General features: G+C 40.8%; 27 protein-coding genes. All 27 read right to left on the bottom strand.

The genetic code is table 11. The features are described 5' to 3' along the window. Positions 1 to 7 precede the first annotated feature (7 nt). Positions 8 to 1,051 (bottom strand): hypothetical protein, encoded by a 1,044-nt coding sequence (locus OM33_RS17715; protein WP_040135559.1) that lies wholly within the window; start codon positions 1,049 to 1,051, stop codon positions 8 to 10. Between the two features lie 170 nt (positions 1,052 to 1,221). After that, entirely contained in the window at positions 1,222 to 2,310 is a 1,089-nt protein-coding gene (sctU, locus tag OM33_RS17710) for a type III secretion system export apparatus subunit SctU (protein ID WP_040135557.1), read from the bottom strand. An 8-nt stretch (positions 2,311 to 2,318) separates the two neighbouring features. After that, positions 2,319 to 3,104 carry a type III secretion system export apparatus subunit SctT gene (sctT, locus tag OM33_RS17705; RefSeq protein ID WP_040135555.1) on the bottom strand — a complete coding sequence of 262 codons (786 nt, stop codon included), beginning with the start codon at positions 3,102 to 3,104 and terminating at the stop codon, positions 2,319 to 2,321. Positions 3,105 to 3,106: 2 nt separating this feature from the next. Further along, complete coding sequence (gene sctS / locus OM33_RS17700) at positions 3,107 to 3,373, bottom strand: type III secretion system export apparatus subunit SctS (protein WP_010558991.1); 267 nt, start codon at positions 3,371 to 3,373, stop codon at positions 3,107 to 3,109. A 3-nt stretch (positions 3,374 to 3,376) separates the two neighbouring features. After that, positions 3,377 to 4,027: a type III secretion system export apparatus subunit SctR gene (sctR, locus tag OM33_RS17695; RefSeq protein WP_010558990.1), complete on the bottom strand. Its 651-nt coding sequence runs from the start codon at positions 4,025 to 4,027 to the stop codon at positions 3,377 to 3,379. A gap of 1 nt (position 4,028) precedes the next feature. Next, positions 4,029 to 5,012, bottom strand: coding sequence for a type III secretion system cytoplasmic ring protein SctQ (sctQ, locus tag OM33_RS17690; protein WP_040135553.1), 984 nt, complete (start codon positions 5,010 to 5,012; stop codon positions 4,029 to 4,031). After that, positions 5,009 to 6,733, bottom strand: coding sequence for a hypothetical protein (locus OM33_RS17685; RefSeq protein ID WP_199922625.1), 1,725 nt, complete (start codon positions 6,731 to 6,733; stop codon positions 5,009 to 5,011). Before OM33_RS17685 ends, sctQ begins: the two co-directional genes overlap by 4 nt. Before the next feature lie 104 nt (positions 6,734 to 6,837). Continuing rightward, positions 6,838 to 7,317, bottom strand: a complete 480-nt coding sequence (gene sctO, locus OM33_RS17680; RefSeq protein ID WP_040135549.1) for a type III secretion system stalk subunit SctO — start codon at positions 7,315 to 7,317, stop codon at positions 6,838 to 6,840. Then, positions 7,314 to 8,684 (bottom strand): type III secretion system ATPase SctN, encoded by a 1,371-nt coding sequence (gene sctN, locus OM33_RS17675; RefSeq protein ID WP_324607057.1) that lies wholly within the window; start codon positions 8,682 to 8,684, stop codon positions 7,314 to 7,316. Before sctN ends, sctO begins: the two co-directional genes overlap by 4 nt. Before the next feature lie 137 nt (positions 8,685 to 8,821). After that, positions 8,822 to 10,936 carry a type III secretion system export apparatus subunit SctV gene (sctV, locus tag OM33_RS17670; RefSeq protein WP_199922624.1) on the bottom strand — a complete coding sequence of 705 codons (2,115 nt, stop codon included), beginning with the start codon at positions 10,934 to 10,936 and terminating at the stop codon, positions 8,822 to 8,824. Beyond that, positions 10,917 to 11,324: a hypothetical protein gene (locus OM33_RS17665; protein ID WP_148665296.1), complete on the bottom strand. Its 408-nt coding sequence runs from the start codon at positions 11,322 to 11,324 to the stop codon at positions 10,917 to 10,919. The genes sctV and OM33_RS17665 overlap by 20 nt, the downstream gene beginning before the upstream one ends. Continuing rightward, positions 11,321 to 11,701 carry a type III secretion apparatus assembly protein SctX gene (sctX, locus tag OM33_RS17660; protein ID WP_040135544.1) on the bottom strand — a complete coding sequence of 127 codons (381 nt, stop codon included), beginning with the start codon at positions 11,699 to 11,701 and terminating at the stop codon, positions 11,321 to 11,323. Before sctX ends, OM33_RS17665 begins: the two co-directional genes overlap by 4 nt. Further along, positions 11,701 to 12,075: a hypothetical protein gene (locus tag OM33_RS17655; RefSeq protein WP_040135543.1), complete on the bottom strand. Its 375-nt coding sequence runs from the start codon at positions 12,073 to 12,075 to the stop codon at positions 11,701 to 11,703. Before OM33_RS17655 ends, sctX begins: the two co-directional genes overlap by 1 nt. Further along, positions 12,072 to 13,172, bottom strand: coding sequence for a type III secretion system gatekeeper subunit SctW (sctW, locus tag OM33_RS17650; RefSeq protein ID WP_040135541.1), 1,101 nt, complete (start codon positions 13,170 to 13,172; stop codon positions 12,072 to 12,074). The genes OM33_RS17655 and sctW overlap by 4 nt, the downstream gene beginning before the upstream one ends. An 86-nt stretch (positions 13,173 to 13,258) precedes the next feature. After that, positions 13,259 to 13,981 carry a winged helix-turn-helix domain-containing protein gene (locus tag OM33_RS17645; protein WP_040135539.1) on the bottom strand — a complete coding sequence of 241 codons (723 nt, stop codon included), beginning with the start codon at positions 13,979 to 13,981 and terminating at the stop codon, positions 13,259 to 13,261. Positions 13,982 to 14,008: 27 nt separating this feature from the next. Next, positions 14,009 to 14,452: a type III secretion system chaperone gene (locus OM33_RS17640; protein WP_040135537.1), complete on the bottom strand. Its 444-nt coding sequence runs from the start codon at positions 14,450 to 14,452 to the stop codon at positions 14,009 to 14,011. An 18-nt stretch (positions 14,453 to 14,470) separates the two neighbouring features. Continuing rightward, complete coding sequence (locus OM33_RS17635) at positions 14,471 to 14,929, bottom strand: type III secretion system chaperone (protein ID WP_040135535.1); 459 nt, start codon at positions 14,927 to 14,929, stop codon at positions 14,471 to 14,473. Positions 14,930 to 15,001: 72 nt separating this feature from the next. Then, positions 15,002 to 16,459: a regulator of G-protein signaling domain-containing protein gene (locus OM33_RS17630; protein WP_040135533.1), complete on the bottom strand. Its 1,458-nt coding sequence runs from the start codon at positions 16,457 to 16,459 to the stop codon at positions 15,002 to 15,004. Between the two features lie 85 nt (positions 16,460 to 16,544). Further along, complete coding sequence (locus tag OM33_RS17625; RefSeq protein WP_040135532.1) at positions 16,545 to 17,030, bottom strand: hypothetical protein; 486 nt, start codon at positions 17,028 to 17,030, stop codon at positions 16,545 to 16,547. After that, a complete protein-coding gene (locus tag OM33_RS17620) occupies positions 17,008 to 17,712 on the bottom strand; it encodes a hypothetical protein (protein WP_040135530.1) in 705 nt (234 codons plus the stop codon). Before OM33_RS17620 ends, OM33_RS17625 begins: the two co-directional genes overlap by 23 nt. Positions 17,713 to 17,717: 5 nt before the next feature. Next, positions 17,718 to 18,575 carry a helix-turn-helix transcriptional regulator gene (locus OM33_RS17615; protein WP_052141145.1) on the bottom strand — a complete coding sequence of 286 codons (858 nt, stop codon included), beginning with the start codon at positions 18,573 to 18,575 and terminating at the stop codon, positions 17,718 to 17,720. Positions 18,576 to 18,671: 96 nt separating this feature from the next. After that, a complete protein-coding gene (locus OM33_RS17610) occupies positions 18,672 to 19,436 on the bottom strand; it encodes a hypothetical protein (RefSeq protein ID WP_040135528.1) in 765 nt (254 codons plus the stop codon). An 11-nt stretch (positions 19,437 to 19,447) separates the two neighbouring features. Beyond that, on the bottom strand, positions 19,448 to 20,677 hold the full coding sequence (gene sctE / locus OM33_RS17605) for a type III secretion system translocon subunit SctE (protein WP_040135526.1): 1,230 nt from the start codon (positions 20,675 to 20,677) through the stop codon (positions 19,448 to 19,450). Beyond that, on the bottom strand, positions 20,664 to 21,167 hold the full coding sequence (locus OM33_RS22165) for a SycD/LcrH family type III secretion system chaperone (protein WP_052141143.1): 504 nt from the start codon (positions 21,165 to 21,167) through the stop codon (positions 20,664 to 20,666). Before OM33_RS22165 ends, sctE begins: the two co-directional genes overlap by 14 nt. 21 nt (positions 21,168 to 21,188) lie before the next feature. Beyond that, on the bottom strand, positions 21,189 to 21,470 hold the full coding sequence (locus tag OM33_RS17595) for a hypothetical protein (protein WP_040135523.1): 282 nt from the start codon (positions 21,468 to 21,470) through the stop codon (positions 21,189 to 21,191). Positions 21,471 to 21,722: 252 nt separating this feature from the next. Beyond that, on the bottom strand, positions 21,723 to 22,568 hold the full coding sequence (locus OM33_RS17590; protein WP_040135521.1) for a hypothetical protein: 846 nt from the start codon (positions 22,566 to 22,568) through the stop codon (positions 21,723 to 21,725). A 2-nt stretch (positions 22,569 to 22,570) separates the two neighbouring features. Beyond that, the gene (locus OM33_RS17585; RefSeq protein ID WP_040135519.1) at positions 22,571 to 23,428 is read right to left on the bottom strand and encodes a hypothetical protein; all 858 of its coding nucleotides are present in this window, start codon (positions 23,426 to 23,428) and stop codon (positions 22,571 to 22,573) included. Between the last annotated feature and the right edge of the window lie 207 nt (positions 23,429 to 23,635).

Genomic DNA, 23,635 nt, shown 5'->3' with positions numbered 1-23,635 from the left:
TTAGCTATTATTCACCTACTTTGTCATTGCCGTCGGTTTCAATTGGATCGTTATTATTAGCGGCCATATCTTCAACAATATCATCTAATGCTGCATTCATTGCATCCAAATCAGCTTTAAGGTTATCAGCAAATTTTGATTCATTCGCTTTACTTTGCTGTGCAATTGCCTCTTGTCTTAATGCATCGACATCAATGCTTTTACCCTCACCCGCTTCGCCAAACACATCTTCGAAATTAGTATCTTTAGCGGCAATATTTTGCTCTAGAGCCATTGCAGCAGCTTGTTGTTCAAAGCCAGTGTTCATTTGCCCTTCAAAGTCGTATGCCGCTTGCGCCTGCTCGGCAATATTTTGGTCAACAGCCATTTGTCTGTTCACTGGTGAGTCACTTTGATTCACAACATCATCAATATAGCCAGCTGTAGCGCCTAAATTAATATTATCTGGTATGCCTTCGCTACTGCCTTCTCGGCTAAGTTGCGGTCCATTTGCCACAATATTAACATCTGCATCTTCACCGCTTTGGTTCATCATAGCTTGTATATTTGCCTGAATTTGATTTGGCACATCATCCATTGCCATCATGTTATTAACAGGGGCTCCGGGTCCCATACCTGCACCCGGTTGGTCATTCTGATCAACAACAATAGACACTCCCGCCTCAAGATTGGCATGGCTATCAATGGAAAGACCATTATTGTTACTTGAAATCATGTTTTTAATACTATTAAAAATTGAATTCGCTTTATCACTAATTGCTTCGCCAATATCCGCTAATTTTACAGAGGCTTTATCGCACCACTCGGCTACATCGTCTTTCACATTACTTAGCGTCGCAACAATCGAGTTTTTAATTGAAGTGCAGGCATTACTAAACTTATCTTGCCAGCTCACAGACACAGGGTCATTTGACACTTGTTGCACATCACGGTGACCTAATTCAGCACTTTTAATCTGAGAATTAGCATCATCATTACTATTAACTTGTGATGGGTTAATCACATTTGTTTGTGAAGCGGATTGAGCTCCGCCTAGACCAAATTCTGGCATATATTCGCTCCTAATAAGTAACTAACTTAATGTTGTTTTCCTAAATTAAGACTTATTATGATGGGTAAAATACGGTGAATTATGCAGAAATGTGTGCAATTAATTTTATTTGGACACCCACCTTAAAACACAAGTAACAACCTGATTTTAAGGCACATTAAAATAATTCATTAATAATAAATATCATCAGATTCAATTTCTTCAGAATGATTATTATCTAAACTGCGCACAAAACGGATAATGTCTGCGACTGCTTCAATGTATTCCTCTGTAATAAAGTTATCCATTTCAACCTTTGCAAACAAACCACGTGCTAAATATTTTTGGCGGATAACTGGCACACCATGTTTTTCAGCAATGGTTCGAATTTTCTTTGCCGAGAGTAGTTCACCTTTAATCGTGACATAGGGTAATGGTGCTGCGGTTGCATCATATTTTAAGCCTACAGCTATTCGCGTTGGGTTAGTCACAATCACATCGGAAGATTTAACTCTTGCTTCAACTTGCTCTTCCATCAACTCTTGATGCAACTGTTTGCGGCGCCCTTTAATTTCTGGGCTGCCTTCCATCTCTTTATATTCACGTTTAACTTCATCATGACTCATCATCAGCTGTTTTTTATGCTGTTTCATTTCGAGCAAATAGTCAGCGGCTGCCAAAAAGATAAACACACCTAAGCAATACAAAATTAATTTAAATACTAAGCTGCCTGATAACGTAAAGGCACACGCAGCGCCACAGTGAGGTATTGCCATCAGCGTTTTCATTTCATTGGTGAGAATAAAATAGGCGGTGTAGCTCAGCACAATAATTTTAATCAGCGACTTAATGAACTCCATTAAGTTCTTAAAGCTAAATATTTTTTTTGCGCCTTCTTTGGGGCTTATTTTTTTAAGCTCTGGCTTGATTGGTTTGGCGCTCATAATCCAGCCACTTTGTACTAAATTACTGATGATGCCAGTGAGAAAAACGATTGACAGTAATGGCGCAAGCATTTTCATCGTCTGCAATAAAAACAATAATAAAATTTGGCCAATGGTTTGATTAAATGTGTGATTATCGACACGATCATAGAAATGCGTTGGTAAACTGAATAGTGTCATAATCTGTTCAAGTAACACTGTACCAAAAATATAGAAATAGCCCATTACAGCAAGCAACATCGCGAGCGAGACAATTTCTTTGCTTTTCGCAACCTGACCATCTTTTTTAGCATCTTTGAGCTTCTTCGGGGTGGGTTGTTCAGTTTTTTCAGACACTAAGATACCTAAAAGGAGCTAATCATAAATTCAATGATTTGACTGGGTGTTTTTTCGATTAAATCGTATAAGTGCTCTACTAAGTATTTTAGATATAAAATTAATACAAAGAGCGCAATCGCACTTTTCACTGGCATAGCAAGAAAAAACACATTCAGTTGGGGTGCAAATCGGCTAATTAATGCCAGCGAAAATTCAGATAAAAACATGGCTAGAATTACGGGTGCAGACAACACAACAACCAATTCCATCACTAAATCTAATTGGCTCAAAATAAACGTGTCTAACCCTGTCATAAACTGTGGCAACAACACACCAACTGGCCACACAGCGTAACTTTGCACCATAACAATGATAAGCGATAAAAACGCGCCGCTAATAACAAAAATGGTGACCATTATTTGAGTCATAAAGATACCCAGCGGTGAAGTCTGCTCGCCCATAATAGGGTTGACCGAGCTCGCCATCGCCGCGCCGCGTTGGTTATCAATAAAAAAGCCAACGCCTTCGGCAATCCAAAATGGCACAGCCGCCATATATCCAATCACCAACCCTAACGTCATTTCTTTAATTAATATCGTAAAGTAGTCCGCTAACGATAAATCTGGTGGCAATGAGTCTGCGGTCATTGGGTAGATAAAAAGTGCAAACGACAACATGGCGCCATTTCGTACCATGCTGCCACCTAACACAGACTTACTTAATACCGGTAGTATCATAAATGCTACCGTTAAACGCGGTACACCGAGCAGATAGGTTTTGATGATTTGTTCAAGCCCTGCCGCATCTAACATGGCTAACCACCAATCGCTTTAAAGATATTGTCGGTCAAAGTACTAATCTCTTGTCCCATCCAATTGCCTGTAATCATCAAAGTGACAACTACAGCAATAAGCTTTAGCACAAACGATAGGGTTTGCTCTTGAATTTGCGTTAATGCTTGTACCAAACTTGTTAGGGTACCTACTAATGATGCGGCAACAATAGTTGGCAATGATAAAATCAAGGTTAAATACAGTGCTTCATTCGCTAGTTGGATAAGTTCCGCTGTCGACAAATTCACTGATTAATACCCCGCGATTAAACCATGTGTAAGACGTGTCCAACCATCAAGTAACACAAATACTAATAATTTAAATGGCAATGAAATTGTCATCGGCGACACCATCATCATACCCATTGCCAATAAGATATTTGACACAATCAAATCGATTACAAGAAACGGTAAGTAGATCAAAAAGCCTATTTTAAATGCTTCTGTGATTTGTGTGACTGTAAACGCTGGCATCAGTACTAAAAGACTGTTTTCATTCAACGTTTTAGCATGTTTTTCAGGCCACAGCTCGTGTGCTTTATTAATAAAAAAATCACGCTCCGTTTCGGTGGTATTTTTATGAAGAAATTGTAAGTACGGCTTAAGCCCATTATCAATTAATTCGCCAAATCGTTCTGGCGATTCAACTACTTCAGGGTTGTTATCCATATACTCTTTTACTTCAAAACCCACAGGAGCCATCACGTACAAGGTCAACACCATTGCAACACCGTAAAGTGCCATATTCGGTGGTGTTTGCTGCACACCTAGCGCATTTCTTAATAGTGAAAATACAATCACTATTTTTATAAATGAAGTCGCCATCACTGCTAAAAAGGGCACAAGGGCTAATGCGCCTAAAGCAATAATTAACGAAACGTAATCTAAATCATTGCCGAGCATATTAGTTTCCAGCTACATCCAAGATACGTACACCCAGTTTTTCTCCTACTTTGACTAATTCGCCATTGGCAATCACTTGATTATTCACTTTTATCAAAATTGGGGAATCGGGGTTGCAATCACTTTCAAACACATAACCTGGTTGAAGGTTCTGCACATCCGGTAAAGACAAGGTCTTTGATGGTAAAGAAAAATCCAATTCAACTTGAACAGTATTTAAATCAAATACCGCATTAGGTTGTGCAAGTTGCTCTTCGCTCATGGTATTACTCCAAGAATGTTCAATTGTGATGGTGTGGTTATTAAGCTTTGCTTGCCAAGCAGGTGTGTTTTCTATCAAAAGACAAACACGCTGCTCTTTGTCGAAATAACATTGGTCAAAAAACACAACATCGCCGCAAGCAAGCGCTAAGTAGTCGGTTTGAGGCAAAGTTGTTTTACCCATGCTAACACTAAGCTTGAGGTCGATTGCCGAAAGACCTTGTCTTACTGATGTTGGGTTTTGTGAAATTAAGCTCGCTAGCTGGTGTTGTTTTAACGCGATAATTAAGGCTAAATCGTCGGGTGTACTTAGTGTAAATTCGCAGCAAAAAGACTCTTCATCTGCTTTGTAAGGTGAAGAAAGTGAGATCGATGCAATCGCTACAAATTCACCGAATAATTGTTTGAAACTGCCTTGAAGTGGTGACAGCAGTTTTTCAATCAAAGCTTCAAGTAAAGCCGAAGGTAAGGAGGTAATACTTAATGCATACCCTTGTCTTTCAAGCCATGTCTGCAGTGCAGCATGGGTTGCGAATAGACTAAATGACTGTTGCCCGACTGCACACTCAATTTTAACCAGCTCCCCCTGCGGCTTTGAGATTTGATGCAACTGATGACAGGTTACCAGTTCTGATACGAGTCTTAGCGGTTGTTTTAGTAATAAATTAGTAAACCTAACTTGTTCAGGTGCTGTCGTGGCTAATTCGAATTTTTCAACCATCATGATTGCTCACCCTCAGTCTGCTCGTCTCGCTCTTCCTGATGCTGTCTTTGCTGATCAGAGTCATTCATTGAAAATTGGGTATTAAATTGCGGATAGCGTTCATTCAGTACTAGTTTTAAATCCGGTAAAGACTGCGTAAGCTGCGCCAAAACGTGTGATGACGAAACATCGAAATGAATTGTTAAACGCCCTTGTTCAATGTCAATTTGTACTTTACCACCTTGTAAATATTGACTTTCTAATGAGATGGACAAGGATGGAGATTGCTTAAGTATTGCTTCGTCAATCTGGGCAAAGTGTGATTTAAAATTTTCTACAATGTGAAATTGGTCAATAGAATTTAACTGGGCTCGAAAAACTTGCTCAACCGATGGCAAAGAGTGCGGTGTACTTTGCAATGACACTGAGCTTGCCACTTCATTTATTGAGTCGCTCAAGTTTTCTAATGCACCTTCAAGGCTTGGCATTACTTTTTGGGAAGCGTGAGCCCAGTGAATAGTCGCAGGTCGTTCATCTTTGACGGTAATATTTAGTTGATTGTTATGTAATAAATCATTTACGTCTTTAGAAAACGCGATATCGTTTCTCATCGAACTATCAAAATTACTTCTAGAATCGCTAATTCCAATAGGATTTAAAACCGATACTCTTTCAGCCTCTAGGACTCTATTAATATTTTGTATATCATTTACTTCGATTCTTTTAGATGCAGTTGGTATTACTTTTTTAACATTATTTATTGTTGCTAAAGCATACTCGATTAATGATGAATGATACGTAAGGGGTTCTTTTTGTCTAAATTCGTTGTCTATAGAAGTTATAAACTTAGATTCAGCTGGCAACTTTCTTAAATTAAGGGCGTTCTCTTCAATCGCCGACTGCTTTTCAATAAAACTTACTCCGAAAGGTCCAGTACATTCTATAGCTGTTTTATTTAGCTTGCTTTGAACCAAGCTCTCTGAGTTAGTACCTAATATTGTTGTTTTTTCAAAAAGGTGGTCAACAAGCTCTATTTCTGATTCAGTTTCTTTTTCGTTTAAGCTGTTTGTGTTCAATCGTTCAGAGATACTGTCTATTTTTTTGGTATTTTGAGTAACATTCGCATCAAATTGGTTTATGTTTTCTCTAGTGTTACTTGCTTTGACTGGTGCTAATTCAAATACAACTGGATGGGGATCAAGTTCAAACGCTTTACTTGGAAAAACTGGAATTTTTTCAATAGTTTCGACAGCATTCACTTGCTTTGGGGTAAACGCTGTATCACTCAGCTTAATGTTGCTTTGTGGGTTCTGGTTTAACAGCTGAACTATTGTTTGAACTTGCACTGTGCAATTTGAATGCGCAATATCGCCAACTTTTGTATTAACGTGTGTGTTTTTTTTATGTTCCAGTGGAATAATTAAGTGCTCAAAACCATCACAACAGGCAACTGTTGGCTCATGGCATGAAAAAGAAGATTCAAAGACTTGATAGCTTGCAGTAAGGTTATTGACATCGCTTGTTTGTGCACTCACATTATCATCAACACCTTTAGCAGCAATTATCGGGTTTTGCTGCTGTTTAGGAACATCATAATCTGATGTCAAAAACTCATCCAGTTGGGAGTGTGATATCACACGCTGTTCTTGCTTTATTGTCGTTTTCTCAGGAGTATTTTCGTTTGGCTTTAGCACCAAACCATCATTAATCTGATGGTATTTAGTCTGTTTTTTATCATTCATTAAATGACTAAAGCGACTGCCCAGCTCAGTTAGTTGAGCGCCATGATTTGTCGGCACATCAACCCCATTAGAAGGTCGATTTTGCATCGTATCATTCGTAATTTTCATATGGATTTCATTCCCGAAAAGCGCGATGTCACAAATTCATCGAGTTGGTTTTCTTCGTTGCGATTGGCCAGTAATGCACGCTTTGTGTTTTCAAGTGCAATTAAAGAAGCAAACTTTTCCATCGCTTTATTCGCTGTTTGTAACCCAGCCTGACATACCTGAACCGTGTTTTTTGCCGCTTCAATCTGCTGTTCACACGTCGCGATATTTTTTTTCAAGGTCGCATCATGGCTGCGAAGGTTGGCAATTTTGAGGCGAAACTTATCAACGCCAGAACGTGTTAAAAACGCATCATGTGCCTGCTGATAGAGGGCTTTTTCTTGATCTTTTCGCCACACGATATACTCTTCTAACGTTTCAATGTGTCCCTTAAGTTCCGTTTCTAACGCACGCAACCTTGCACCAGCTTGCAACAGTGCTTGCTCTGATTTGTCTCGTTGGCGTTGTTTTATTTGTTGTAAGCGTTCAAGCATCATTTAAATAACGCCTGTAACATCTCGGCAGACTTATCAAACGGAATGTTTTCTTCTGTGCCTTGTTGTAAAAATGCTTTCACCCGGTCAATGACCTCCACAGCCTTATCCGTTTCTTGGTCTTGTCCTTTTTGGTATTCACCAATTCGAATAAGCAGTTCGACTTCTTTGTATTTAGCAAGCGCATTTCGTAAACTTAGTGCCGCCTGTTTATGGCCTGAACTAACAAAATGATTCATCACACGACTGGCACTTTGTAATACATCAATTGCCGGATAATGTGCCGCAGCAGCAAGCTCTCGAGACAATACAATATGGCCATCTAATATTGAGCGCGTTTCATCGGCAACTGGCTCGGTCATATCATCACCTTCAACCAAAACTGTGTATAACGCCGTAATCGAACTGGTATTTGATTGACCTGCGCGCTCCATTAATTGCGGTAATGCTGCAAATACTGAAGGTGGGTAACCACGACGTGTTGGCGGCTCGCCTGCTGCGAGACCAATTTCGCGAAGCGCCCGCGCATAGCGTGTTACAGAATCCATTAACAGCAGAACTTTTTTACCCTGATCACGAAAATGCTCTGCTATTGAAGTAGCAACAAGGGCTGCTTTTGCCCGTTCCATCGCGGGTCTATCTGATGTAGCTACAACAAGTACTGCTTTTTTACGGCCTTCTTCGCCTAAATCACGCTCAATAAACTCGCGTACTTCACGTCCACGTTCACCAATAAGCGCAAGTACTGTGATATCAACATCAGCATTTCGAATAAGCATGGCAAGTAAGGTACTTTTACCACCGCCTGCAGCCGCAAAAATTCCGAGACGTTGCCCCTCGCCACAACTCAACACACCGTCAATGGCTTTAACACCCAAAGAGAGTGGTTTTTCGATGGTATTTCGCGTCATTGCATTTGGTGCATCAGCATACACACTGATTAATGCGCCTTTTTCAGAGTCAGCGTGTTCGTCCTTATTCATCGGTTGACCAAGGCCATCAACCACTTCACCGAGTAGGTGCTCACCCACCCTAATTTGGTGAGGTTTGCCTGTTGGGATCACCTCTGTGCTGTTTGAGATCCCCATCATGTCACCCATCGGGGTCAAGAGTGCTTGGTGTTCATCAAAGCCAACCACTTCTGCAAGAACAAAACTATTATTTTCAGGATCAACTAAACGACATAATTCACCTATTTTTACACCGGGCACCACTGCCCGAATAATGGTTCCCGAAACCTGTGACACCCATCCCCTTACGCGCAATGGACGTGCAACAGATAAATTCGCATTCATCTGTGCCATGCGCTTTGCGTTAGCGTCTTTTTGCTCGTTAATTAACTCGGTTAGGGTATTACTGAATTCTGACACGGAATATCGTTAGTTAGTTTTGCTTAGCGTTATTATGTAAAAACGTAAGGAATAACGATTTTAGCCAAGGGCGGCTTTTTTTATAGTTTAGGCAAGAATAGAAATTGAAGGCGTGGACAATTGCCCACGCTTAACCATTACACGACAACTTTACCAACCGGTTGCACATTGATTTCTTTGGTTAATTCTTGAAAGGAAACAACCGGTAATTCATAGAGCTCACTTTCAAGTAGCTTGCGCACATAGCGACGAATGTCCATCGCAACCAGCAGCACTGGTTTACGTTGATATTTCTTGAGATCACCCACAGTACTCACAGCATTCGCAATAAATTTTTGCGAAGTACTTGGATCAAGTGCTAAATAACAGCCTGTTGACGTTTGTCTAATGGCACCGCGAATTTGCTCTTCAATTTGCTGATCGAGCATAAACGCAGGCAATACATTCTGCCCAGCAGCATACTTGTAGCAAATAAAGCGGCGTTGGCTGGCACGAATGTACTCAGTGAGCTGCACAACATCTTTTTCTTTTTGACCCCATTCGACCAGAGATTCTAAGATAACGCGCAGATTTCGAATCGAGATATCTTCTGACACTAACCGTTGCATCACCTCACTCATTTTATGAATTGGCACCACTCGCTGGGCTTCTTTTACTAATTCGCCGTAATGTGGTTCGAGTTTTTCAAGTAAAAAACGGGTTTCTTGAATACCAATAAATTCTTCTGCATATTTACGTAATACATGGGCTAAGTGAAAAGTCATCACTTTATCGATTGAAAAATACGATAACGAGCCTGCAATCACCTCTTCTAAATCCTCTTTATCAACCCATAAACTCGGCATATTTGGCAAGAATGCCTGCTCTTGTTGATAGGCAATACCAAGCATATCTAACTGTTGCGCCGGCTCGGAAACTAATATCTTATTGGGTACAAGTTTGCCACGTGCCACTGGCAGCTCTTGCATCAAAATCGCGTATTCATCTTTAGGCATAGCCGCATTAAAACGCAAATGCACGCCGGGAAACGGCACGCCCATGTCTAAGTAAAGTGCTCTTCTGACTTCTGCAAGCTCAGCATTTAAATTGGTCGCATCAAGGGCTGTTTCTAAATTCGCAGATACATCAACCAAGAGCGGAACAGTAATCGAAAAATCATCACCTTGCGCTTTACTTTTAGCCGTTGCTTTTTTACTTTCAGCAGAACTTGTCGCTGCAGCGCCACTGCCTTTTGACAATACTTCTGGCAAGGTCTCAACTGTTTGAACTGCATCTTGATTACGCTTTATTAAATAGAAGCCACCTGCACCAATCACCGCAGCAAAACCTAAGAAAATAAGCGTTGGAAAACCAGGAATAAGTGCAAAACCAGTCAAGAGTGCTGCGCCGATAAGCAGCGCTTTTGGCTGAGCCGTCACCTGTGAGCCAATATCGCCACCTAAGTTTTGTTGATCTTCTTCATCTTCATCACCTGCAGAAACACGGGTAACGATAATACCGGCAGTAATTGAAATAAACAGTGCTGGAATTTGCGAAATAAGACCATCACCTATGGTTAGAATTGAATACACCTCAAGGGCTTCGCCTGCCGACATCGCGGCTTGACTCATACCAATGATAATGCCGCCTAATATATTCACGAAAATAATAATTAAACCAGCGACAGCATCGCCTTTTACAAACTTCATTGCACCGTCCATTGAGCCAAATAACTGACTCTCACGGCTTAGAGCATTTCGCTTTACTCGCGCTTCATCAACGTCTAATACCCCTGCGCGCATATCACCGTCGATACTCATTTGTTTGCCCGGCATGGCATCAAGTGAAAAGCGTGCACTTACCTCAGCGACACGCTCAGCCCCTTTGGTAATAACCATAAATTGCACAATAGTAATAATTAAGAAAATAACCACACCGACCACTAAATTACCACCCACAACAAAGTTACCAAATGTCGTAATGATATCACCGGCATCTCCATCCATTAGGATAAGGCGGGTAGTGGTAATGGAAAGTGCCAAACGAAAGAGTGTAGTGATCAACAACACGGCTGGAAATGCAGTAAACTCAAGCGGTGATTTGATGTATACCGACATCATCAGTAGCACCACTGCAATTGAAAGGTTCATTGCAATTAAGCCATCAACCAAGCCAGTTGGTAGCGGTAGAATCATCATAAAAATGATGGCGACAAGTAACACTGCAAGTGCTAAGTCACTGCGTTGACTCATTTTAAGCAGAAGGTTTTTCATCACTTTCCTGATTTATATTTGAAGCTAAAGATAGGTACAACTGATGGGCTCTTCGTGCACCAATAAGATCGTCCGCTTGGAATCGTGAAAAGCTTAAACAATAATAAATTGCTGCACGCTGTTCACAGTTCAATTGGTTGTCCGCAAGCAATCGCTCTACGCGTTGTTCTAATAAGGTTAATTCGCCAAGATCTGCCCAAGCACGACAGAGCATCAGACCTGTTTCTAAATCGGCACCATAAACCGACTCAACCAAATTAATTAACGACACCGCTTTTTCATTGCTGGCATAATCTTGTTGCAGCTGCGCTTGCATCAATAGCCATTGACGATACTCGCGATGTGGCCGCTCTATTTTATTGTGTTGAACAGGGGTTTCGGTCATCATTGCACCAACAATTTACTACTGATATTCAAAATTAAAGACAACTCTGCAATTTCGTTTAACACCGCTCTAGCTTCTTGCTCTGTTTTGGTGTCTACATCGCCACTTTTTTTCATTTCGCCTAACCATTGCAAGGTATCGGTAGGCATATTGAATAAATTGAGATGCGCAATTTCTTTACATGTTGCGTCGGATAACCGGCAAGTATTTTCGACTAACGTTTGACCTTGGTAAACGTGAAAAAGCGCATCAAAATGCGAGTCAATCGCTTCACCTAGCTGGGGCAATTCTGACTTTTCAGGTAGTTTTGTCGGCACTTCGTCATGTCGTATATGACTGATGGAGGTTAAACCCACTTTTAAATCAATTGGTGTGCTCATTACAATGCCTTAATCGTTTGGCTTTCATTAAGTAAGGCGGTAAACGCTTGCTCTAGCGCAATTTCGGTAACCTCTTCGTGAGCTAAATTTAGCTGCACAATGGCTTGGTTTTGATACCAGTGATAACGGAAAAATTGCCCTTTTTGAAAATGGATCGGGTTCATCTTGGTTAAATAGGCGAGAACCTGAGTCTGACTCGATAACACGATAGGTGTTAAAAAACTCACCATTAATTGCGAATCGAGAACAGATATTTCACAGGTTATGTCTCCATCGAATTGCAAAGACAAATGAGGAGAACTCTGCCAAGGCTGCATCGGTAAACCGAGCTTGGCTAAAAAACCATCTAAGCTGCTCTCTAACCAGTCAGTCATAGCGCTTCCTCGATTGCAATCACCGCATGACGCGCTGCTTCTAATGCCAATACACATTGCCCGTGCTGCTCTGGGTCTTTAAACGCATCATGTGGAATGTTGTTCACAATATTACGTACCTCAGCAAACAAGTTGATTTGTGTACCAAGCGGTAAATCACCTATATTAAGTGCTCTTTCCACGTCAGCTTGTTCTGCCCACGGCATATCATTTATGGTAATAACACTTTGCATTAGTCCACGTGGCGTGACTTGTGCTTGGTCGAGCTTTTGCGCAACCTCGTTACACTGATCAAACATCGCCGCCAGCATTTTCAGTCGGTTCATATCTTTCATAATCACACTAAGCTGCGACTTATCGATACTGCTGCCTTGCGCTTCATAATCCGCCGCGAGCGCCTGCAACATAAAAGCAACCGCAGTCTCAAAACGACTCTCACCATACTTTTCAATTAAATCCGAAAATGCAGCAGCAGTACCTTGATAATCCATGACCGAATCTGCATAGAATTGGCGTAGTTGACTACCTTCATCTAAACCTGCATTGGCAGCTTCAATTGTCGGAATAAAGGTATTAACACCTAATGTCAGTGTTTGACCGTATTTGCGCTCTAGTTCAGCTAATTGTTGGTTAACAAGTTGAAGAATGGCTTCATTGCCCTCGCCAGCACTAAGTTGCTCTCGCACACTTAATAAGCCAATGTATTGCTCCGTTACATCATCGCTGAATTCTTGTAATTTTTGTCTAAGCGCTTGATGGTCTGTTTTGCCACCTGAAAGTAAATCTGCCGCTAATTCATCTAATTGGTTGCGTTTTTCAACTTTAAACGCCATTTCCATTAATTGCTGAATTTTTTCAACACGGTCAGCATTTGACTGGCGCATGTCTTTGGCTTTACTTTGCGTAAATTGAGCTGATGCTTTATCGCCCAACGCTTTGGTCAATTCTTCTAGCGCATTCAAATGATTTTGCGCACTGTTTCCAATCACTCCAACAGATGTGTTTTGAAACTGACTGGTTGTTTTCGTTTCGACATTTGCTCCCGCCAGTTTTGCATTAAACTGATTTGGGTTTATTGGCGCTGCATTTATAGACATATTTCACTCCTTAGGATAAGAGTAAATTAATTAACAAGGTTATTTTTGTGAAAAAAGACGAGTTTTTATTAAGTTTTGGCCACGCACTAGATTTGCGTTGTATTTGGCGATGTAAACACATAGCCATGGCCATAAAGAGATAAAATGAACTGTGTGTTAGGGCACACTTTTTTAAATTTTTTACGTAAATTGCAAATTAGTCTATCTAATGTGCGATCTTCTGGGTTTGGTCTAAATCGTCCTAACGCCATCATTAAGCGCTCTCTTGATAACGTTTCATTGCGATTATCAATCAGCATTTTTAATATTTTAGCTTCGCTGTATGACAATGAACCAATGACCTTTTCATCGACACTGAGTACTCGGCTTTGTGAACAAAAATGCCACTTTTTCGCTTCCATTATGGGGGTAACAGTTGGCAGTGATTGCATTAATTGTTGCTGTTGCAAAGTCGTAATCACTGTTCTAACTTCAAGCGCGAGGGCTTGCTGAACAAATACATGATTCACACCTAGGTTATAAAACGCTAAACGTTGATCTGCATTTAGATTATCTGATAACACAAACAACATACCCTGTGTTTTACTTTTGAGTGACGCAACATCTGATTCAAGATCATTACCTTGATCAAAAATACACACTGCTGAGACAGTTAAATGTGCCATTAAGCCGAGTGCACGTTGGCAATTTTGTTCAACCAAAACAAACCAGCCAACCTCTGCAAACCCAGTTTGGAGGCGTTCTACAGCGATATGATCCGTACCAATAATTAAAATTGTTTGCGGAATTGCTTCAACATCATGCACCATAGAATCCCCCCGTTTAAACTTACCTTATTAAACCGATAACAAGCTCGAGTGCAATGGCATAACCTCATCGGTCATATCATCTTTCGCGGTTGTTAAGGTCATTTGCCAAAACAGTGCTACCTGTGTAAAAGATAAAATCTTTTGTGCTAAGTGTTCACCCTCTTCAATTACCGAAGGTAATAATTTTACCAGCACAATTTGATTGCTTGTTGCATCAATGCCCACTTTACACCCTTGTAATTGAACACCTGTGGCATTGGCATTTAGCATTAAGTTATACACAGATGAAGGTAAATCACTTGTCGGTTTTGCTAACGCTGCTTTTAAGCCAAACGTGCCGTCACTCGGATGGAACGAGATACGAAACACTAACTGCTCTATATTTACTTGATAATCTTCATCTGACAGTGCGTGTGGTGTGACTTCTAATAAAGCGCACGCTTCTTCAACCATTAATTTGAATTGTTTCATATTAATTACTCCTTCGCGCTACACTGATAACAGTGTGTTATCTAATGGCTGGTTTGTTGATGTCGGTAAGTATTTAACTTCGGCGATGTCTTTTTTAATTTGTTCAGCAATGTCGACAAACTTATTTAACTCTGCGATAACCAATTCTGCACGGTCTAACTCACTTGGTAACAATTGATAAATTGTCACGATATTGTCATTCGGTAAAACACCAATCGACGTGCCACCAGTTGCGCTAAATTCGGCATTTTTTTGCAGAATAAACGTGCTTACTGGCGGAACCTCATCATCATTCAGCGTTTCTAGTTGAGCATAGAAAAAAAGACTTTCTTTTTCCGTCTCAGTGGCATCAGCGGGTTCTATTAACACTCGAATGCCATCAATCAAAAGTGCATAAAAGTCTTCTTTTACATCAGGTTTGTCGAAGCCAATAAGCTTTGCACATTCAGTGACTAATTCTTTGAATTTATTACTCATGATATTCTCTCTTAGTGAAGCAGCTTAACTGCTCCACTGGTTTAATACAGTTAACGTGTTTGTTATAGCGGATTAATTTTCGCCCATTCCCGGTACCGTTAAGGTATTGCCATAGGTGTGTGTTCTGCCAATCGGATTATTTGATACATTGCCATTAGTCTCGTCTGAAATAGCTAATTGATCGTCATTTTGTGGTACACTTAAATCATTTACCGACAAGCTATTTGTTGGCTCTATCACATCCGCAACTTTTGAAATATGCGCTAATGTCATATGACTGTGACTAAACGTGCTTGAATGAGTTATTTGATCATTTGCAGCAGTTGGTGCGCCTGCTGGCGCCAATGTCGGAGCAACAGTTGCAGCGATAGTCGGGGCAACAGTAGGTGCAATAGTTGGAGCCGGAGCTGCATTTGCTTGCGGATCAAAACGCGTGCCCTCAATGTTTTTTTGCAGCTGAATAACAATGCTGGTATTCGCTGCATTGAGTAAATAGGTCGCCTCTTTTGCCGCCGCCCTAAACGAAATATCAAGATTTTCTTTACAATCAAGAACTGCTTGCTTTTGCGCAAATAAAGGATCGCTCTGCTCTAAAGTTTCGGAGCGTTTTACGTCCACCGCTTCGAGTTGTGCGAGTTGCTCGGGCTGTACAATTGGAGTCATTTTATTCAATTGATTCGCAGGTATTTGAGCTGTTTCAATGCGTGCTGGATTATCTTCAGTTTGTGCGCGTGTTGCTAGTTCCAGATCTTTGAGTGCTTCTAGATAATTTTGGATATCTTGTGAGAATACACTGCGTGCGCCACCAGCGATATTTATTTGTAAATCAGAATTTGTACTGACGAATTTGCTGTGAACCTCTAGCGTATTACCCAAGGTAAAATCTAAATTTTGGCTTTGCCTTGAAAGCGGTGCATCTGCATCAATTAAAAAGTTTTGCTGAATTGATTTCAGAAATTCTAGATTTTCTGTCGCAAATTCCTTTGCAATTTGTTTAGTCAAAACATTTGCTAATGGGGTGTTATTATCAAGCTCTTTCAATAAAAAGCTTTCATTTAAATGATGACTCGTTCCAGGGTACGCATTCAATATTGTATAGCTCGTCTCTGCACTTAACTTATCTGCAGGTCGATTTAGTCGCATATCGCGATCAACACGCACTTGAATTGCCTGTTCATCATGACCTAGCGTATTTGCAGTCGCTTCCTGAGTCATCTCTTTTGTCGTGACTGCGGCCTCGCGCACGCCCTGCAACCCGTGGAATAAACGTGAATTTTCAAATCGTGTTTCCACTTTGCTCCAAAATTCTCCAAACTTTTCACAGAAACCATCAACCATTTTTTGAAATGCATTGCGGTTATCATTTGATGTTGCTTGTTGTGCTTGGGTTTCGGATTGGTTTGTTACATCAGTCACTTGACGATTGTTAGTCGCGTTATTACTTACTGTAGCAGGCGTGTTTTCTACATTTGTAGTCGTCTGAGTAGTGGTTTGACCCACATTCCCCACATCATTATTGCCTATAGTCATGTTATTTCCTTTTTTATGGCTGAGTATGCAGAGATAAATACCTATCGCATCTCAATAACATTGTTGTGTTCACCTAAATGAACGGTTATTTTTTTGCTTCGTACAGTTTTGTCAGCATGGACGACAAAACGTCTAGAATTGCTTTAATAATGAGTGCGTTACCCGCATCTTCATTAAGCGCAGTTAAACAATTTGTATATTCATCAAACAAATGTGTACAACCGATAAAGGTGTTATGACTAATCACATTTGCTAGCTGTTGATGGAGCTGAATAAATATTTTGCTTAGCGCATCACTGTTTTCATTTGGCTGTTTTGCCAGGGCTACTACATCACTTTCAATAATCGCCATAATAAATTCACGATAAGCAGTTCCCGCCGCTGTTCGAGTGAATTCATGTAGCAGTTCAGGATGTACTTGATAAAACTTTGTAATATCAAAGCCGCGTAAATTTCGGCCAATGAGCCCTTGTTTTGTAAACCCCGACAGCACATTAATTTCTGCTCGGCGCTGTGATTCTTTTATCTCAATTGCCGTGTCGCACGGCTTAAAATGTCTGTTTTTCTTCATTGGTTGAAAAGAGTTTACCTAGTTCGTTTCGCTCTGCTGATGTGAGTGTTTTGTCGTTCATTAAAAGCGTAAAATCTACGGTCTTTTCAAATCCAACGGTTACTAACGCATGGTTGCTACCAAGGGCATCAAGTGCGGCTACATCGCTGTAAATTGCATCAATATTTTGTTCGCTCAGTAATTGAAAACACTGTGCTAATGAATCACACTGAATATAAGACTGGTGGGCCAGCGCCTGAGGCATCACGAGCTCGTTAATTACCCCAGGTTCTCCTTTAGCTACGTACCCCAAGCGATTAACTTGCTTAAGAAAATTGCGCTCAAATACGTACTCGCTCAAGCGCCTTTTATCCTCACTGTGGACGAAGTAATCAAATACGCGTTCATCAACAACAACACTGTGTTCAAGCATCAATTGATTGGCGTTGCCTGTTGCGGGAATGCCCACAATCAGATCGAGATTGCCAACACGCATTTCATCTAAAAGTGCGTCATAAGGTAATTCGATAACCTTACCCGCGAGTGTTTGCTCTGACTTACTCAATAAGCGCCAGTCAGCAAGGCGTGTATCTTCTAATACACCGATATTCACAGTGTTAAGTAAAGGCTGTACTTGCTCTTTTGTTACACTGCATGCACTCAACATTGACGCGATTGTTAAGCTGAAAATTAACTTTTTCATAGGAATTACTTTCTTGCCTGCTTTGGTGTTGTACCAAAACGAGACTTATAGGCTTGCGTAAAGTAAGACTGACTTGAGAAGCCTGCCTCGATTGCGATATCAATCACACGCATCTGACTGGTGTGCAATAAATGCGCGGCATATTTAAGACGACGCTCATTAAACCAAGCACGTGGGGATGTGTGGTAAATTTGGTTAAATGCCGATTTAAATGCAGTAAGTGACATGCCAATTTCTTTAGCAAACTGCTCTAAAGACCAGTCTTTTAAATAATTCTTTTCTACAAATGCTCTAAAGCGCTCTGTTGCAGGATCACAACTTTCAACCAATAAGTTTACTAAGCGAGCACCTTGTGGCTTATTAATTTGCAGTAATAACAACTCTTCGACTTTCAGTGAGGTTAAGCTGGGTACTTGCGCATCACTTAACAATTGATCTAACCCCGTCATCGCCATGCGAGTTAAATCACAACCACAAAATGCTAACGGTGCTGAGTTTTCATCTTGGTCATGCACCTGAACGCCTGTCACTAATGCTTGATAACGTTGTTTAAAATTTAAAAGCCAGGTTTGTTCAAGTGATAAACATAAAATAACGGTATCACGGGCACTATCAAGGTTCTCAAAATGACAAAAACCATCTTTCACAAGTAATAAACTACTTGGAGCATAGGTACTTAAATTGTTTACACCGGCCGTGCCAGTCACCACCATCACAAGTGTAAGTGGTGCAGTAAACGCAACAGAGTAGCGTGTACCTGCTGGCATAGTTACTCGAAATGCAGTTCCATAATCAAACGCCAAATGACTAGTAAAAGCTTGTGAAAAATTCGCATTTTCAAGCGTAGCTAATTGTGTTTGCATAATGCTTCCCTCAAATTTAGGCCGAAAAAACCCGCGATGCCGAAACACCGTTATTAAAAAAATGTGGAATTAGGCAGGTGTTAACCTGCCCATAATTTAGATGTTGTTACCCATATTGCGCGCTGTATTAGGCTCTTGAGAAAAGAGTTCCTTAGCCAGGCTCAATAATGCAGCTTGAATATCGTTCAAGGTGCCTTCCCAGTTTTGCGCACGTTGTTGCAACGCAGCCGCCTGTTGTGCAGTTGCATCGTTTTCAGTTTGCTCTGCTTTTGATTTTTCTTGGATCTCAGTCACTTTGTTATTCTGATTGGCCGCTTCTGCGCTGGCAAAGCCCGCACTACCGCCAGATCCCGTTGTAACCAAAGAGGAAACAGCTGCACCCGCTTGTGCACCAGCAAATTTCGATGCGCCAGCACCAGCTAAACCGCCACACACAGCGCCACCGATGTTAATCGCCGCTGCAATACGCTGTTGGTGAACCGCTTCATCACCTTTGTCTTTTGCATCTTTTGCTTCTGTGGCAATGGTCTCTGCAGAATCACGCTTAACTTCAACTTGCGTTTCCATTTGTTGAATAATCACTTCTGCACGATTTTCGGCCGCTTCACGCAGTGACTGTACTAATTGCAAAAATAATTGTGCCATTTTTGTTGCGCTGTTTGCCGAAGCGGTTAAATCAAACGCAAGCGTTTCTGCATTTTTAACTACTTCACAGTCCAAGCTTAAAGGCTCGTAACGTTGCGCCGCATCATTGGCATTTACACCACAGTTATGCTGTGGTTTATCCACATTGTTCTCGCCCGAAACAACTTGTGGTTGCATCGTATTAATACGTGGACCATCGAGTACTAAACCATTCATGATAATTTTCCTTAAATTGATGCACGTGCGTTATTAAGCACAGAAAGCGATGCTTGCATTTCATTTTTTGCTGCATCCGATAAAATACTCGCAATATCAACCACCGTACCGGACTGTGATTGAATGAAGGCGATAAAACGTTGCAAAATAGATTCAAGCTTTGATACCAGTGCTTCGTTTTCAACTAATTCACTTTCCAACAACTGTACTTGTAAATTAATTTTGTTAAGCGCTTCTTGAATATCCGCTTGTTCTGCGCTGATAATGCCACTGCCCGTTTGTGCCCCCATAGATGCTGCACTTGAGGCCCATGTTGTGCGCCCCATCGCAGCTTTTATCATGTCGTCACTTTGTTTTTTGATCATGGTTTCACAAAGATTTTTAGCGGCGCGCTCAATGGCTTCTTCTGCTACCTCTTCGGCGACATTTTGTGAAATTTCTTTCACTACAGCCTTAGCAGCTTGCTCAATTACTTCTTCTGCTGCTTCACTTGCAGCTTCTTTCGCTGCGGCTTTCACCCCTTCTTTTACTGCCACTTCGGTGGCTTCTTTTGCAACTTCTTTACCTGCTGCGGCGCCTGCGGCAGCACCTGAAGCCGCACCATAGGTGAGTAAACCAACACCAATAACGGTTAATGCAATTGCGGTATAACTTAATATTTCCGCAGCTTTATCTTCCCCTAGAGCTAAGCATATTTGTGCGGCAACCTCACACATGCCAGCAGCAGTCAATGCAACACCCGCAGCAATTAAATTAGGCTGCCCAGAGAGCACACCTGCTGCTAAAGAACACATTCCGCCAATAGTGGTGGCAATCGCAGTTACAAATCCAAATGCCTTGCCAAAAATACCCGCTTGTTTTGCTTTTTTGCGTGCTTTTTCTGCTTTTTCGATTTGATCTAAACGGTTTTCTTCCTGTTCATTAAGCTTGTCGATTTGTTCATTCATTAAATCTTCTTGCTCTGCCTGAACCCGTTCAAGTTCCGCTTTATTAGCTGCAATGGTTGAGTCTTTAATCTCTTTGATTTTGCCCAATACAATAAACATGGTTGCAATGCCACTTAATGTGGTGTCGCTATCAGGCTCTGCAATGCTCGGGTTACCCGACTCATTGGATGCACTGGTTACTCCAGAGGCATCAGATGGATTAATCCCACTAAAGCTTTTCATTACCGCAGACATTCCTTCTTGGAAAATCTGGGTAAATGCCGTATTGCCAACTCCTAGGCTATTTACTGACATCAGTTTGCTCCTGTTTCTTTTTCCGTTTTTCAACGATGGATAGTAACCCTTGTGCTTTAGTTGCAAGTTCGTTGTATTCATCACGTCCTTCACAACGCACAAGCGTACCGGTGAAACCTGCTTCTGCGCGCTCTAAATCACCTAGCGCTAAATGACATTCGCCTGAATGAAATGCCAGTTTCGGCTCCTCAGCATCAATTAATGTCGCCATGCTGTATGTGTCAGCCGCCTCTTCATATTTACCTTGTGCCTGACGTGTCGCCCCAAGGCCAATTTGGTACTTCACATTTAGGTGGTCACATAACACCAACATTTTAAATACTTGCTCTGCCTCGCTCATGCGGTTTGTTTGATACAAGTTGAATGCAACGGCATATAAGCTTTCCATTTGATCTTTACTCAAATCCACCAGCTCATGCATTACACCGCCTTTGCCAATAAAGGTTTCAAGTTGTTCCTTTTTAACTAAACTTGGGTCGATCTGCGCCATCGTTTGTACACTCCTCAGAAATTAAATGTAATGCGTATGTCGTGGTAATTTTTTAGGTTTGTTGGCAGTAACTTGGTTACTTGTTTGGTTAAGTACTTTACTCACCATTTTTTTTACATCGCTGTGCTGTGTTTTGCCTTTTTCGCGCTCTTTTTTACAGCGCGCTTTAAACTGCTCAAATGTCATGCCGAGCTTTTGCGCTAGCTCTTCTTCTAAGCGCCGCGTTTCACGTAAACGTGCATTCACATTCGCGGTTACAACTTGCAATCTGCGTTGTTGTAGTAACTTGTCAGGATCAAACATAATGAACACCTTTATTACTGCCGTTTTGACTTTATGTGTTCAGTATAAGAAGGGAAATATCAATAAATATGGAGAATTGTCACCTAATTGTGACTTTTTTGTTTAATTTTAAACTATTGAATTTTAATGTTTTTAATTTGAATAAAATGTTATTTTTCGAAATATGCAGAGATTGTGCAAATTGTAACACTGCAAGTTTGCACATTGTGCGATTATTAAAGCAACAATGTGCAAATTTGCAAAGCTAACTCATCAATCAGTAAGCTGTTTAATGCTGCCGTAAAAATCTTCGGCATACTGTGACATTGCAGTTATAACTGATGTGTATTGCTCATTTGACGCCTGAAAGTCAGTACTTAATGTTTCAGTTTGCGTGGTTTTTTCTTTTACAGTGTTTCGCAGTGCCTCAAGGGCATTTGAGATATCGTTTTCTTGAAAGGTCATATAGTATTGGGTTGTATTGACTGTGGTCGTACCAAAGCGATAGGTACCGCTACTACTTGTGGTACTGGCACTGATATCTTCCCATACTATGTAATTATTATTCGCATCCTTCAGCAATACGCGCCTTTCACTATCTGATAAATCAGGGGTTTGCTGCTTTAGCAAATTATAGAATTCATCAATCCCTGCGACACCATTAGCCCAGTTGTAGGTTATTTCACCATCCTCTTCAAAAGTGCTACTTTCACCTAACGCTGCCGAAATGTAATTTAGCTGCTCTAATAGCTCATTAATTTGTTCAATGTCGTCTTGAAGTTTCTCAATCATTAGGGTGTGAACTTCGTAACCAACCTCTGCGTATTCCAGAGTCTCACCTTTAAACACAATAGACCCTGCAGAGGTTAATGATAAATCACCATCATTAATAAAGGTTTCGATTTCACTTGAAGTATATTCCACCCCTTTAATTTGATAACGCACTGCGTCACTGGTTTCACCTAATGATGCCAAAATACTCCAAGGGTCGATATTTTCATCTACCACTTTTAACTCATCAGCATCCAGGGTTTCAGTTTTACGTTCACCCTCTTCAAAAACAGTGGTTGTGACAGAGGCATTGGCAAAGGCACCAAACTGCCAGTAAGGATCAGCCATGGTTACCCTCCTGTTAGCAGACTTTTCGCCGCATCGAAGTAAGTACTGTAATAGTTCGACATCGCTTCCATTAAGCTGTTGTACTGTGAGGTATTACTTTGTAAATCTGTACCTAATTGTTCAACCTGAGTGGTGCGTTCTTTTACTTTGTTGTTTAGTACCTCAATGGCATTGGTAATGTCATTTGTTTGAAAAGCAACTTTTGACGTTACACTCATTACAACTGTACCAAAATCATAATAGGTATCGCTGTCAGAAGGCCACACTTGGGCTATTTCAGCCCACTCTCTGTAGTGATAATCACAAGCAACAATAAACCTCGCTAGGTTATAACTCGTCTCGCCAGGTAATTCATTTTGCAAATCATCCCAAAATTCACCACTGCGACTATTTAGGTCAATCTTTTCTTCACCTTTGTCTTTAATGTCAGAATTTAGCAGCAAAACATTCTCGAGCTTTTGCATATCAATGATTAACTCATTGATTTCGTTAATTTCATCTTGTAGTTTTTCAATAAGCAGTGTGTGAACTTCATAACCCACTTGGTCAGTATCAAGTTGCGTATTATTAAAAGTAATATAACCCGACGAAGTGATATCTAAATTACCATCATCAATAAAGGTTTGGATCTCATCACTGGTATAAAGTGTGCCATTTATTTGATATTGCACGACATCAGCCGCATCATCGAGAGCTGATAAAACTTCCCATGGGTCGATATTGGCATCGGCATCTTTTAAGTTAGTTATTGATAACTCTTTGCTGACACGTTCACCATCTTCAAATACGTCTGTCGTTACTTTTTCATTTGCATGATAACCAAATTGCCAATAGGCATCATCAGTTGAAATACCGCTCATTTCTTGCTCCTTTATCCGCCTAGTAAAGGACTCTAACAAATAATTTTGCAAAAAATATGCAGCAATGTGTGTATGCAATCAGATTTGACGCCAAGTAAAAAATTTAAACCCGATTTATAAAAATGGCGCACTCACAAGGCCTTGTTATCTTTAAACGGTTTTTGTAGCGCATTGTTTGCTACTACTTTCATCTGACCCAATATATAA

Origin of the sequence: Pseudoalteromonas piratica (assembly GCF_000788395.1) — a bacterium.
Taxonomy (GTDB): Bacteria; Pseudomonadota; Gammaproteobacteria; order Enterobacterales; family Alteromonadaceae; genus Pseudoalteromonas; species Pseudoalteromonas piratica.
The sequence above is the reverse complement of the archived record's forward strand: the minus strand, read 5'-3'. Positions and strand labels throughout refer to the sequence as shown.

Coding starts and splice junctions, on each gene's coding strand:
- OM33_RS17715 (WP_040135559.1), bottom strand. CDS start 1,051: ATGCCAGAATTTGGTCTAGGCGGAGCTCAATCCGCTTCACAAACAAAT.
- sctT (WP_040135555.1), bottom strand. CDS start 3,104: ATGTTAGATGCGGCAGGGCTTGAACAAATCATCAAAACCTATCTGCTC.
- sctR (WP_010558990.1), bottom strand. CDS start 4,027: ATGCTCGGCAATGATTTAGATTACGTTTCGTTAATTATTGCTTTAGGC.
- sctQ (WP_040135553.1), bottom strand. CDS start 5,012: ATGATGGTTGAAAAATTCGAATTAGCCACGACAGCACCTGAACAAGTT.
- OM33_RS17685 (WP_199922625.1), bottom strand. CDS start 6,733: ATGAATGATAAAAAACAGACTAAATACCATCAGATTAATGATGGTTTG.
- sctO (WP_040135549.1), bottom strand. CDS start 7,317: ATGATGCTTGAACGCTTACAACAAATAAAACAACGCCAACGAGACAAA.
- sctV (WP_199922624.1), bottom strand. CDS start 10,936: ATGAAAAACCTTCTGCTTAAAATGAGTCAACGCAGTGACTTAGCACTT.
- OM33_RS17665 (WP_148665296.1), bottom strand. CDS start 11,324: ATGATGACCGAAACCCCTGTTCAACACAATAAAATAGAGCGGCCACAT.
- sctX (WP_040135544.1), bottom strand. CDS start 11,701: ATGAGCACACCAATTGATTTAAAAGTGGGTTTAACCTCCATCAGTCAT.
- OM33_RS17655 (WP_040135543.1), bottom strand. CDS start 12,075: ATGACTGACTGGTTAGAGAGCAGCTTAGATGGTTTTTTAGCCAAGCTC.
- sctW (WP_040135541.1), bottom strand. CDS start 13,172: ATGTCTATAAATGCAGCGCCAATAAACCCAAATCAGTTTAATGCAAAA.
- OM33_RS17645 (WP_040135539.1), bottom strand. CDS start 13,981: ATGGTGCATGATGTTGAAGCAATTCCGCAAACAATTTTAATTATTGGT.
- OM33_RS17640 (WP_040135537.1), bottom strand. CDS start 14,452: ATGAAACAATTCAAATTAATGGTTGAAGAAGCGTGCGCTTTATTAGAA.
- OM33_RS17635 (WP_040135535.1), bottom strand. CDS start 14,929: ATGAGTAATAAATTCAAAGAATTAGTCACTGAATGTGCAAAGCTTATT.
- OM33_RS17630 (WP_040135533.1), bottom strand. CDS start 16,459: ATGACTATAGGCAATAATGATGTGGGGAATGTGGGTCAAACCACTACT.
- OM33_RS17625 (WP_040135532.1), bottom strand. CDS start 17,030: ATGAAGAAAAACAGACATTTTAAGCCGTGCGACACGGCAATTGAGATA.
- OM33_RS17620 (WP_040135530.1), bottom strand. CDS start 17,712: ATGAAAAAGTTAATTTTCAGCTTAACAATCGCGTCAATGTTGAGTGCA.
- OM33_RS17615 (WP_052141145.1), bottom strand. CDS start 18,575: ATGCAAACACAATTAGCTACGCTTGAAAATGCGAATTTTTCACAAGCT.
- OM33_RS17610 (WP_040135528.1), bottom strand. CDS start 19,436: ATGAATGGTTTAGTACTCGATGGTCCACGTATTAATACGATGCAACCA.
- sctE (WP_040135526.1), bottom strand. CDS start 20,677: ATGTCAGTAAATAGCCTAGGAGTTGGCAATACGGCATTTACCCAGATT.
- OM33_RS22165 (WP_052141143.1), bottom strand. CDS start 21,167: ATGGCGCAGATCGACCCAAGTTTAGTTAAAAAGGAACAACTTGAAACC.
- OM33_RS17595 (WP_040135523.1), bottom strand. CDS start 21,470: ATGTTTGATCCTGACAAGTTACTACAACAACGCAGATTGCAAGTTGTA.
- OM33_RS17590 (WP_040135521.1), bottom strand. CDS start 22,568: ATGGCTGATCCTTACTGGCAGTTTGGTGCCTTTGCCAATGCCTCTGTC.
- OM33_RS17585 (WP_040135519.1), bottom strand. CDS start 23,428: ATGAGCGGTATTTCAACTGATGATGCCTATTGGCAATTTGGTTATCAT.